Raw genomic sequence first — 12,245 nt, 5'->3', positions numbered from 1 at the left:
ACTGATTAAAAATGGGTTCTAAAATTAGTGTTTTGACCCTCGCTTTGATGATGGGGGCGACTTCGCTTTTCGCAGAAGATAATGGAAAAGCGATCGATTACTACAAGGTAGGCATGTACGGCGAAGCCAAAAAGGAGTTGTTGGCGAATCTGCAGAGCGGAAAGACGGACAAGGCCGAAGTGTGCTATTACCTGGGCGAGCTCTATTCGGCCCAGAACATGAAGGATTCGGCGGCTTATTACTATAAGGAAGGGATCGTGGCCGATCCCGATTACGTATTGAATTCGATCGGCGAACTGAAACTCGACCTGGCGAACAACCCGAACGCCGACAAGGCTTTCAGCGGTTTTCTGACCGGTAAGAATAAGAAGAATCCCGCCGTTTACATTGCGATCGCAAGGGCTTATCTGCCGGTTTCGACCGCCAAGGCGATGGAATACATGGAGCAGGCGCGCGCCGTCGCTCCGAAATCTCCGGATGTTTTCATTCTCGAAGGAGACATCCTGGCCGCTAAAAAGCAGTACGGCGATGCGGCGAGCCGCTACGAGCAGGCTATCTATTTCGATAACAAATGCAAGGAGGCTTATTTCAAATACGCCAAGATTTACAGCCGTTCCAATCCGCAGTATGCGATCGATATGCTGAACAAGCTGATCGAGATGGATCCGGAATATACGGTCGCCTACGGGGAGTTGGCCGACGTATATTACAAGAACGAAGAGTTTGCCAAAGCGGCGGACGCTTTTTCGAAATACGTGAACGTCGAGACTTCGGATATGAAGGATCTGGCGCGTTATGCGACGCTGCTGTACTTCAGCGGCGATCAGGACAAAGCCTTGGAACTGGTAACGAAGGTGTCGCAGCGAGAGCCGAACAACACGGTTCTGCGCCGTCTTAACATGTACATCAATTACGACAAGGGCGACTATGCGAAGAGCCTGGAGCTTGCCAAAACGCTGATGGGACAGGTGGAAGACAGCTCGAAGCTGATTACGCGGGATTATATGTATTTCGCGCGGACGCTTTCCAAGAACGACCTGCATAAGGAAGCCGCCGAAGTTTTCGAAAAGGCGGTAAACATGGACACGGCGCGCGTGGAACTGCTCAAGGAGATGGGTAGCGAATACGAGGCCGTGAAGGATTACGACAAGGCGATCGGCGCTTACAAACGCTATATCGATCAGGCCAAGGACGTCAAGCTGAACGATTATTTCAACCTCGGTAAAGTCTATTATACGGCCGGCGCGTCGATTCGTCCGACCGAAGACGGAGTGGTTATGACCGAAAGCGATTCGATGCGTATGGTCGATTACCTGAAAGGGGCCGACAGTCTGTTCGCGCATGTCGTGGAAAAGGCTCCGGAAAGCTATCTGGGTTACCTGTTCCGCGGACGCGCCAACTGGGCCATCGATAATCCGCAGGCTCCGAAGCTGGCCAAGCCGTTCTACGAACAGGCGATTGCCGTTATGGAAAAAGATCCGCAGAAGAATGCGGCCGGTCTGATCGAGGCTTATCGCTTCATGGGGGTACACTACATCGGGCTGGAGGACTATCCGGCATCGCTCGAGTACTGGAAAAAGATTCTCGAACTGAATCCCGACAATGCGGAAGCCAAACGGATGGCGGAGGTGTTGCCGCAGTACATTCAGCAGTAATTTTTAGCGTGACAATCACTCAAATCCCGTCCGGGTATCCGGACGGGATTTTCGTTTTTCGCGTTTCCCCGCCGCGTCCGGTCGTACGGGCCGTCCGGAACGGTCGTTTCGGAATGTTAATAAAAATTTGTAAAAATTAGGAATAAAAAAGGGATATAATTTTTTCTCTAAACAAATTCAGCTATTTTTGCATCGTTTTTAATCCATTTATCATTTGTGCCTGTAAATAGTATACCGATACCGTTTAGAGGCCTTTTTGGTTATCAAAGCAAATAACTATGGATCTGACTTTATTGCTGGTCGTTATTATTACGGCAGTATTTCTTGTAGTGGCGGCACTCAGTCTCGACAAATGGCTCTCGCCGCGATCGTTCAACAAACAAAAAGGGGAGGCCTACGAATGCGGCATCCCGACGCGCGGTAAATCGTGGATGCAGTTCCGGGTAGGGTATTACCTGTTCGCGATTTTGTTCCTGATTTTCGACGTGGAAGCGATGTTCATGTTCCCGTGGGCCGTTATCGTGCGCGAAATGGGTGTCGACGGCTTGCTGAACATCCTGTTCTTTTTGTTGATTTTGGTATTGGGTCTCGCCTATGCGTGGAAAAAAGGAGCTTTGGAATGGAAATAAAAGGAGTCAACATCAAGTCGATGAAATACGACGCGTTCAATGACAACGAGTACATTGAACAGCTCAGAGCGGGCGGAGTGAACGTCGTCGTCGGCAAGCTGGATCAACTGATCAACTGGGGGCGTTCCAATTCGCTGTGGCCGCTGACGTTCGCGACCAGTTGCTGCGGTATCGAGTTCATGGCGGTCGGTGCGGCGCGCTATGACTTTGCCCGGTTCGGGTTCGAAGTGACTCGGGCCAGTCCGCGCCAGGCCGATGTGATCGTCGTGGCCGGCACGATCGTGCATAAGATGGCCCCGGTGCTCAAACGGCTGTACGACCAGATGGCCGAGCCGAAATACGTGATCGCAATGGGCGCCTGCGCCATTTCCGGCGGCCCGTTCAAAGGATCGTACCACGTGCTGGAAGGGGTCGACAAGATCATTCCGGTCGATGTGTACGTGCCGGGGTGCCCGCCGCGTCCGGAAGCGTTGCTGTACGGTATGATGCAGTTGCAGCGTAAGGTCAAGGCCGAACATTTCTTCGGCGAGGTGAACAGAAAGGAAAAGAAAGAATCCGCAGACCATGAATAATATCAAAGATAAGTTAGCGCTTATGGCTCCGTCGCTCGTGTTCGGGGAAGGGGAGCCGTTGACGGTGACCGTGCCTGCCGGGCAATTCCGCGACGTGGCGAAAAGCCTGCGGGACGATCCGCAGATGCGGTTCGACCTGCTGCTGTGCATGACCGGGATGGACTGGGGCGAAACGCTCGGCGTGGTTTACCACCTGCGTTCGACCGAATTGGGACACGAAATCGTGCTCCGGACGGAGACCGCCGACCGCGAGAACCCGGAATTGCAGAGCGTGTACGACCTGTGGGAATCGGCCAACCTGAACGAACGCGAAGTGTACGATTTTTTCGGCATCCGCTTTATCGGGCACCCCGATATGCGCCGGCTGTACCTGCGCAACGACTGGGTCGGCTATCCGTTCCGCAAGGATTACAACGCTTCGCCGGACGTCAATCCGGTCAGACTGGATTCCGACGAAACGCTCGACACGGCTCCGGCTTACGAGCTGAAAGACGGCAAGGTCGAAAAGCACGAAAACGTGCTGTTCGAGAACGACGAATACGTGGTCAATATCGGGCCGCAGCACCCGGCTACGCACGGCGTGTTGCGTTTCCGGGTTTCGCTGGCCGGCGAAACGGTGCAGAAGGTGGACGTCCACTGCGGTTACATTCACCGCGGCATCGAAAAGATGTGCGAGAGCCTTACTTATCCGCAAACTTTGGCGCTGACCGACCGGCTCGACTACCTGTCCGCGCATCAGAACCGCCATGCGCTGTGCATGTGCATCGAGCAGGCGATGGGGATCGAAATCCCGGAACGGGTGCAGTACATCCGCACGATCATGGACGAGTTGAACCGTCTGTCGTCGCACCTGTTGTTCTGGTCGACGCTGTGCATGGACCTCGGTGCGCTGACGGCGTTCTTCTACGGGTTCCGCGACCGTGAGATCGTGCTGGACATGATGGAGGAGACCACCGGCGGCCGGTTGATCCAGAACTACAACATGATCGGCGGCGTGGCTGCCGATATCCATCCGAACCTTGTTAAACGGGTAAAGGATTTCATAAAATACCTGCCGAAGATGCTGGACGAGTACGACGAAGTGTTTACCGGCAACGTGATCGCGCAGCAGCGTCTGAAGGGGATCGGCATCCTGCCCAAAGAGGTGGCGGTTTCGTACGGCGTGACGGGTCCGTCGGGCCGCGCTTCGGGGTGGAGCTGCGACGTGCGCAAGCTGAAACCATACGGCGTGTACGACAAGGTGCAGTTCGACGAAGTGATCCGCACCGGCGGCGATTCGTTCGACCGTTACTTGGTGCGCGTCGATGAAATCCGCCAGTCGCTGCATATTCTCGAACAATTGATCGACAACATTCCTGCCGGCGACTACGCCGTGAAGACCAAGCCGATCATCCGTCTGCCGGAAGGACAGTTCTTCAGCAGCGTGGAGGCGAGCCGCGGAGAATTCGGCGTTTACATCGAAAGCCGGGGCGACAAGTTCCCGTACCGCATGAAGTTCCGCTCGCCGGGACTGCCGCTCGTATCGGTGGTCGATTACCTGGCCAGCGGCAGCAAGATCGCCGACCTGATCGCGATCGGCGGTTCGCTCGACTACGTGGTACCCGATATCGACAGATAACAAACTTTAATCCAACAACGATATGTTATTGAATACATATACAGACAGTATTGATTTCAACGCGGTGACCGGATGGGTGCACGATACGCTGAGCGGGATGATGCCGGCCTGGGGCGTGACGCTCACCGAGTGCGTGCTGATCGGCCTGTGCCTGTTGCTCGGTTATGCGGTGATCGCGCTGGCGCTGATCTACGTCGAACGCAAAGTCTGTGCTTTTTTCCAGTGCCGCCTCGGGCCGAACCGGGTGGGGCCTTACGGAACCGTGCAGAGCGTAGCCGACATGATCAAGATGCTGATCAAGGAGCTGATCACGATCAACCATATCGACCGTTTCCTGTTCAACCTCGCGCCGTACATCGTGATTATTTCGTCGGTGCTGGCATTCGGCTGCCTGCCGTTCGCCAAAGGTTTCGAAGTGCTCGATTTCAACGTCGGGATCTTTTTTCTGATGGCGGTGTCGTCGATCGGGATCGTCGGCATCCTGCTGGCCGGTTGGTCGAGTAACAACAAATATTCGCTGATCGGCGCGATGCGAAGCGGCGCGCAGATGATCAGTTACGAATTGTCGATCGGACTGTCGTTGATGACGATGGTCGTGTTCGCCGGAACGATGCAGCTTTCCGAGATCGTCGAACGCCAGGCCGACGGTTGGTTCCTCTTTACGGGGCACATTCCGGCGGTGATCGCTTTTTTGATCTACCTGGTGGCCGGTACCGCCGAGACGAACCGGGGGCCGTTCGACCTGCCCGAGGCCGACTCGGAACTGACGGCCGGTTACCATACCGAATATTCGGGGATGCACTTCGGCTTTTTCTACCTGGCCGAGTACCTGAACCTGTTTATCGTCGCGGGGGTCGCTACGACGATGTTCCTCGGCGGATGGATGCCGCTGCACATCGCCGGTTGGGAAGGCTTCAACGCCGTGATGGATTTTATTCCGTCGATCGTATGGTTTCTGGTGAAGGTGGGCGTGGTTATTTTCGTCATCATGTGGTTCAAGTGGACGTTCCCGCGACTGAGGATCGACCAACTGCTGAAGCTCGAATGGAAATACCTGTTGCCGCTGAACCTGCTGAACCTGCTGCTGATGGTGATTATCGTTGCGTTCGGATTGCATTTTTAACCGCCGAACCGGCCTATAAACAAACGGAATATGAATGCTTTTAAGAATTACATAAGTTCCTTTTTCAGCGGGCTGTCGTCGCTGTTGAAGGGGATGCGCGTTACGATACGGGTTTTCTTCCGTAAGAAGACGACCGAGCAGTATCCCGAAAACCGCGATACGCTGCAGATCTTCGACCGTTTCCGCGGGGAGTTGGTCATGCCGCACAATGCGAACAACGAGCACAAGTGCGTAGCCTGCGGGATCTGTCAGATGAACTGCCCGAACGGATCGATCAAGGTGATCTCCGAGACCGTAACCGACGAGGAGGGTAAGAAGAAGCGGGTGCTTACCAAATACGTGTACGACATCGGAAGCTGTCTCTACTGCCAGCTTTGCGTGCGCACCTGCCCGCACGGAGCGATCGAGTTCGACAACAAGTTCGAGCATGCGGTCTTCACGCGCGACAAACTGGTGCGTCAGCTCAATCACGAAGGTTCAACGTTAGAAAAAAAATAGACGGAAATGGAAATTACCTTGCAACAGGCCGGTTTTGCGTTTCTCGCTGCGGTGATCGTCGTCTTTTCGGTGATGACGGTGACCACGAAGCGGATTCTGCGAGCTGCCACATATCTGCTTTTCGTGCTTTTCGCCACGGCGGGCATCTATTTTCAGCTTAACTATTCGTTCCTCGGCGCCGTGCAACTGTTGATTTATGCGGGCGGCGTCGTCGTCTTGTACGTTTTCTCGATTCTGCTGACCAGTTCCGACGAGGAGAAGAAGACGCCGCTGCGCAACCGCCGCGTCGTCGCGGGCTTGGCCGCTTCGGTGGCCGGCGCGGTGCTCTGCATCTTCCTGCTCGTGACCCATTCGTTCGGCCCGTCGCAGTTCGCCGGTGGGGAGATCGACATGCACACGATCGGCCACGCGATGATGGGAACCGGGAAATACCAGTATTTGTTGCCTTTCGAGGCGGTCAGCGTGCTGTTGCTGGCTTGTATCGTCGGAGGTTTGTTGATTGCACGTAAACGGAAATAGCGCTATGGAAATACAAATGGAATATTACCTGATCGTCAGCGCCGTGATGTTTTTCGCCGGCGTGTACGGGTTCATCACCCGGCGCAACCTGATCGCCGTGCTGATCTCCATCGAGTTGATCCTGAATGCGGTGGATATCAATTTCGCCGTGTTCAACCGTTACCTGTTCCCCGGACAGCTCGAAGGGTTTTTCTTTACGATCTTCGCGATCGCCATCGCAGCGGCCGAAACCGCCGTCGCCATCGCGATCATCATCAACATCTACCGCAACCTGCGTAACATCGAGGTCAAAAACCTCGACGAACTGAAAGACTAACTTTAAGGACAGAAAAAACTACGCAATATGGAATACACGATACTGATCGTACTGTTGCCGCTGCTGACGTTCCTGGTGCTCGGTCTGCTGGGCATGAAACTGAAAGCATGCGCGTCGGGACTCGTCGGCACCCTGTCGATGGCCGTGACGACCGCGCTCGCTTACGGGACGGCCTGGCAGTACTTCACGACGGCCAAGGTGGACGGCATTTACCAGAAATGGGTGCCGTTCAACATCGAGTGGCTGCGTTTTACCGATAACCTGCACATCGACCTGGGCGTATTGCTCGACCCGATCTCGGTGATGATGCTGGTCGTGATTACGACCGTGTCGCTGATGGTGCACGTTTACAGCCTCGGTTACATGAAGGGCGAACGCGGTTTCGAACGCTACTATGCTTTCCTGTCGCTGTTCAGTTGCTCGATGCTCGGATTGGTCGTGGCGACCAATATTTTCCAAATGTATATCTTCTGGGAGCTGGTGGGCGTTTCGTCCTACCTGTTGATCGGGTTCTACTATACGAAGCCCGAAGCGATCGCCGCTTCGAAAAAGGCGTTCATCGTGACGCGGTTCGCCGATCTCGGATTTTTGATCGGCATCCTGTTGCTGTCGTTCTTTACGCAGACGTTCGATTTCGGACTGCTGACTTCGGGCGACCGTGCGATCTTCTCCCAAGCTGCCGGGACGACCTTCATGGGCGCTTCGGCGTTGGCATGGGCGATGGCGCTGATCTTTATCGGCGGCGCCGGTAAGTCGGCGATGTTCCCGCTGCATATCTGGCTGCCCGATGCGATGGAAGGCCCGACCCCGGTGTCGGCGCTGATCCATGCCGCGACGATGGTCGTGGCCGGCGTCTATCTGGTGGCGCGGCTCTTCCCGGTCTACTATTTCGAAACCCCGGAGGTGCTGCACGGCATTGCCTACGTCGGCGCGTTTACCGCGCTGTTTGCCGCCACGATCGCGTGCGTGCAGACCGATATCAAGCGCGTGCTGGCCTTTTCGACTATATCGCAGATCGGTTTCATGATGGTGGCCCTCGGCGTGTCGGGCTACGGCGGACACGAAGGGCTCGGTTACATGGCCGGCATGTTCCACCTGTTTACGCACGCGATGTTCAAGGCCCTGCTGTTCCTCGGGGCCGGCGCGATTATCCATGCGGTGCACAGCAACGAGATGAGCCATATGGGCGGCCTGCGCAAGCAGATGCCGATTACGCATATCACGTTCCTCGTCGCCTGCCTCGCGATTTCGGGTATTCCACCGTTCTCGGGCTTCTTCAGCAAGGACGAGATCCTGACCGCGGCATTCATGTTCGCGCCCGCTATGGGATGGGTGATGAGCTTTATCGCCGCGCTGACGGCGTTCTATATGTTCCGTCTGTACTACAATATTTTCTGGGGAACTCCGGCCAAGCACGAGCATGAGCCGCACGAGGCCCCCGGCGTAATGACGACGCCGCTGATTATCCTCGCCGCCGTCACCTGCGTTGCCGGGTTCATCCCGTTCGGCAAGTTCGTCAGCAGCGACGGGGCCGACTACATCATCCACCTCGACTGGACGGTAGCCGGAACGAGCATCGCGATTGCGCTGATCTCGATCGCCGTCGCTACGGTGTTTTACCGCAAGCACAGTCCGATTCCGGATCGTCTGGCGCGTACGTTCAGCGGCCTGCACCGTGCGGCTAGCCATCGCTTCTACATCGACGAGGTATATCTTTTCATTACCAAGAGGATCATTTTCAACGGCGTTTCGCGTTCGATCGCGTGGTTCGACCGGCATGTGATCGACGGCGCGATGAACGGGCTGGCGCTGGTGACAAACCGGATGTCGCTGGCGATTCGCGGATTGCAGTCCGGACAGGTGCAGCAGTATGCGTTCGTATTTCTCGTGGGATTGTTGCTGATTACCGTACTGGTGCTGTTTTGTTGAATAAAATAAGTTGATACGGATATGAACTTTTTATCTTTATTTGTACTGATACCGCTGCTGATGACCTGCGCGATGTTCCTCACGAAGGACATCCGCCGCATCCGTGCGATCATGGTAGTCGGCGCCTCGCTGTTGCTGGGCCTGTCCGTGGCGCTGGTGGCGATGTATCTGGGAGAACGCAGCGCGGGGAACGGCGCCGAAATGCTGTTCACGGCCGATGCGGTGTGGTACGCTCCGCTGAATATCCACTATTCGGTCGGCGTCGACGGTATTTCGGTGGCGATGTTGCTGCTGTCGTCGGTGATCGTCTTTACCGGGGTGTTCGCTTCGTGGAAAATGTCGCCGCTACCGCGGGAGTTTTTCGCATGGTTCTCGCTGCTGTCGATCGGGGTGTTCGGATTCTTCATTTCGATTGATCTGTTCACGATGTTCATGTTTTACGAGGTGGCGCTGATCCCGATGTACCTGCTGATCGGCGTGTGGGGAACCGGCCGGAAAGAGTATTCGGCGATGAAACTGACGCTGATGTTGATGGGAGGTTCGGCGCTGCTGCTGGTCGGCATCCTCGGCATCTATTTCCATTCGGCGCCCGAAGGCGGTCAACTGTCGATGAATATTCTCGAAATCTCCAAACATACGATTCCGATGAGCGCGCAGTACCTGTTCTTCCCGCTGACGTTCGTCGGCTTCGGGGTGCTCGGCGCGATGTTTCCGTTCCACACGTGGTCGCCGGACGGTCACGCTTCGGCGCCTACGGCCGTTTCGATGCTGCATGCTGGGGTGCTGATGAAACTCGGCGGATACGGTTGTTTTCGCGTGGCGATCTTCCTGATGCCCGAGGCGGCCAACGAACTGGCATGGATTTTCCTGACGCTGACCGGTATCAGCGTGGTCTACGGAGCGTTCTCGGCAATCAAGCAGACCGACCTGAAATACATCAACGCCTACTCTTCGGTCAGCCACTGCGGACTGGTGCTGTTCGCGATCCTGATGCTGAACCAGACCGCGATGACCGGCGCCGTGTTGCAAATGCTGTCGCATGGACTGATGACGGCCTTGTTCTTTGCGTTGATCGGGATGATATACGGACGCACCCATACGCGGGATGTCCGCGAGATGGGCGGTCTGATGAAGGTGATGCCGTTTTTGAGCGTCTGCTTCGTAATCGCCGGACTGGCGTCGCTGGGGCTTCCGGGACTCAGCGGATTCGTAGCCGAGATGACCGTGTTCGTCGGCTCGTTCGAGCATACCGATACGTTCCACCGCGTCTTTACGATCGTCGCCTGCTCGTCGATCGTGATTACGGCGGTTTATATCCTGCGGATGGTGGGCAAGGTGTTTTACGGTTCGGTACTGAATAAGGATCACCTGGCGCTGACCGACGCCGTGTGGTTCGAACGCCTGTCGGTCGTCGTGCTGATCGTGGCGATCGCCGGACTCGGTATGGCGCCGTTGTGGGTGTCGAATATGATCAACGACAGTTTGCTGCCCGTTGTACAACAGTTAATGAAATAGAGGACGCTATATGGATTACAGTAATTTTCTGATGATGAAAGAGGAGCTGTCGCTGATCGCCGTGATGGTGATCCTGCTGCTCTACGATTTGATGGCTTCGAAGAACGGTTTGCGGTATTTCCAGCCCGTAGCGTGCATTCTGTTCGGCGTACATACGTTGCTGAACATCGTGCCGGGAGTCGCTGGCGAAGCATTCGGCGGCATGTACCAGTACACGCCGATGATGGGCGTCGTCAAAAGCATCCTGAACGTCGGGACGCTGATCGTGCTGATGCAGGCCGAGGGCTGGCTCAAAAGCGATACGACCGTCCACAAGCGCGGCGAATTCTATTTCCTGACGCTGACCACGCTGCTGGGCATGTACTTCATGATCTCGGCCGGCAACTTCCTGTTCTTCTTTATCGGACTGGAAACCGCGTCGATCCCGATGGCTACGTTGGTCGCTTTCGATAAGTTCAAACGCGAATCGGCCGAAGCCGGAGCCAAATACATCCTGAACGCCGTCTTTGCATCGGGGCTGTCGCTGTACGGTATGTCGCTGATCTACGGTACGACCGGAACGCTCTATTTCGACGACATCCCGGCCGCCGTGAACGGTTCGCCGTTGCAGATCATGGCTTTCCTGTTCTTCGTCGTGGGGCTGTTCTTCAAAATTTCGCTCGTGCCGTTCCACCAGTGGACGCCCGACGTTTACCAGGGCGCTCCGACGACCGTTACCTCTTACCTGTCGGTCATTTCGAAAGGGGCTGCCGTGTTTGTGCTGATGACGATCCTGATGAAGGTGTTCTCTCCGATCGCAGCCCAGTGGCAGGGCGTGCTCTACGGCGTAATCATCGCGACGATCACGATCGCCAACTTGTTCGCGATTCGACAGCGCAATATCAAACGTTTCCTGGCTTATTCGTCGATTTCGCAGGCCGGTTACATCGTGCTGGGAGTGATCAGCGCATCGGCTCTCGGTATGACTTCGCTGGTTTATTACATATTGGTTTACATGGTGTCCAACTTGGCCGCTTTCGGCGTGATTTCGGCGATTGAGAACCGCTCCGGCAAGGTGACGATCGACGATTACAACGGATTGTACGCAACGAATCCGAAACTGGTGCTGGTGATGACGCTGGCGATGTTCTCGCTGGCCGGGATTCCGCCGTTCGCCGGATTTTTCAGCAAGTTCTTCATCTTCGCAGCCGCCGCCCAGCAAGGGTATTACATCCTTGTGTTGATCGCGCTGATCAATACGATTATTTCGCTGTACTATTATCTGCTCGTGGTCAAGGCCATGTTCATCAACAAGAACGAGGCGCCGATCGCCGCGTTCCGCAGCGACGGGTACATGCGTGCCAGTCTGGTGGCTTGTAGCATGGGTATCCTGCTGTTGGGAGTCCTGAGCGTGGTGTACGATCGGATCTCGTTGCTGAGCTACGGAATGTAGCGTGGGATCGAATCCTATAAAAGCCGGTGAAACTCGCCGGCTTTTTCGTTTGTGTACAAAATGTGCAAAAAAAATTACCGGAAACCGTCGGGAACGTTTGATTGTTCGTAAAAACGCTTTACCTTTGCTTCCAGTTGAATCAAGGTGGCCCGACCGCAGCGACGCGGAATGGCCGTAATAGGGAATCCGGTGCGAAACGTCGTTTCAATCCCGGAGCTGTACCCGCAGCTGTAAGCCTCGGAAAATGTCCGGCGATTCTGAAAGTCACTGTCGTAAGGATGGGAAGACTGCCGGATGTGAGGCGAGCCAGAAGACCTGCCTCGATTCGTTTGAAACATTTGTGCTTCGGGTAAAAAGCGGAATGGGTTGATTCTTTGCGGGGGTCGGACGGGAGTTGTCCGGGTTCGCGTTTTTTCTTCCTCTTTTATTTTATTTCGGA

11 protein-coding genes and 1 riboswitch are annotated in these 12,245 nt (G+C 55.4%); all 11 genes read left to right on the top strand.

The annotated features are described in order from the left end of the window. The first annotated feature begins 11 nt into the window (after nt 1-11). The 11 genes from GFH31_RS03715 to GFH31_RS03665 all read left to right on the top strand — a co-directional run bounded on the left by GFH31_RS03715 (nt 12) and on the right by GFH31_RS03665 (nt 11,806). A complete protein-coding gene (locus GFH31_RS03715; protein WP_145996541.1) occupies nt 12-1,655 on the top strand; it encodes a tetratricopeptide repeat protein in 1,644 nt (547 codons plus the stop codon). 278 nt (nt 1,656-1,933) lie between these two features. Then, on the top strand, nt 1,934-2,284 hold the full coding sequence (locus tag GFH31_RS03710) for an NADH-quinone oxidoreductase subunit A (RefSeq protein WP_055204804.1): 351 nt from the start codon (nt 1,934-1,936) through the stop codon (nt 2,282-2,284). Then, the gene (locus tag GFH31_RS03705; protein ID WP_055204806.1) at nt 2,275-2,856 is read left to right on the top strand and encodes an NADH-quinone oxidoreductase subunit B; all 582 of its coding nucleotides are present in this window, start codon (nt 2,275-2,277) and stop codon (nt 2,854-2,856) included. Before GFH31_RS03710 ends, GFH31_RS03705 begins: the two co-directional genes overlap by 10 nt. After that, nucleotides 2,849-4,474: an NADH-quinone oxidoreductase subunit D gene (locus GFH31_RS03700; RefSeq protein WP_055204807.1), complete on the top strand. Its 1,626-nt coding sequence runs from the start codon at nt 2,849-2,851 to the stop codon at nt 4,472-4,474. The genes GFH31_RS03705 and GFH31_RS03700 overlap by 8 nt, the downstream gene beginning before the upstream one ends. Before the next feature lie 22 nt (nt 4,475-4,496). Beyond that, nucleotides 4,497-5,597, top strand: a complete 1,101-nt coding sequence (gene nuoH, locus GFH31_RS03695; protein WP_055204809.1) for an NADH-quinone oxidoreductase subunit NuoH — start codon at nt 4,497-4,499, stop codon at nt 5,595-5,597. Between the two features lie 30 nt (nt 5,598-5,627). Continuing rightward, entirely contained in the window at nt 5,628-6,095 is a 468-nt protein-coding gene (locus GFH31_RS03690; protein WP_101572582.1) for a 4Fe-4S binding protein, read from the top strand. 6 nt (nt 6,096-6,101) lie between these two features. Further along, nucleotides 6,102-6,614: an NADH-quinone oxidoreductase subunit J gene (locus GFH31_RS03685; RefSeq protein ID WP_055204813.1), complete on the top strand. Its 513-nt coding sequence runs from the start codon at nt 6,102-6,104 to the stop codon at nt 6,612-6,614. Nucleotides 6,615-6,618: 4 nt separating this feature from the next. Continuing rightward, nucleotides 6,619-6,930 (top strand): NADH-quinone oxidoreductase subunit NuoK, encoded by a 312-nt coding sequence (nuoK, locus tag GFH31_RS03680; RefSeq protein WP_055204816.1) that lies wholly within the window; start codon nt 6,619-6,621, stop codon nt 6,928-6,930. A 27-nt stretch (nt 6,931-6,957) separates the two neighbouring features. Further along, nucleotides 6,958-8,859: an NADH-quinone oxidoreductase subunit L gene (nuoL, locus tag GFH31_RS03675; RefSeq protein WP_118655866.1), complete on the top strand. Its 1,902-nt coding sequence runs from the start codon at nt 6,958-6,960 to the stop codon at nt 8,857-8,859. Between the two features lie 21 nt (nt 8,860-8,880). Further along, the gene (locus tag GFH31_RS03670) at nt 8,881-10,374 is read left to right on the top strand and encodes a NuoM family protein (RefSeq protein WP_055204819.1); all 1,494 of its coding nucleotides are present in this window, start codon (nt 8,881-8,883) and stop codon (nt 10,372-10,374) included. A gap of 10 nt (nt 10,375-10,384) precedes the next feature. Further along, entirely contained in the window at nt 10,385-11,806 is a 1,422-nt protein-coding gene (locus tag GFH31_RS03665) for an NADH-quinone oxidoreductase subunit N (RefSeq protein ID WP_118457794.1), read from the top strand. A 125-nt stretch (nt 11,807-11,931) separates the two neighbouring features. Beyond that, nucleotides 11,932-12,144: riboswitch (cobalamin riboswitch) on the top strand. The last annotated feature ends 101 nt before the right edge of the window (nt 12,145-12,245 follow it).

It is taken from the genome of Alistipes sp. dk3624 (genome assembly GCF_009557455.1).
GTDB classification, from domain to species: domain Bacteria; phylum Bacteroidota; class Bacteroidia; order Bacteroidales; family Rikenellaceae; genus Alistipes_A; species Alistipes_A hominis.
This window is presented reverse-complemented; position numbering and strand designations above follow the sequence as displayed.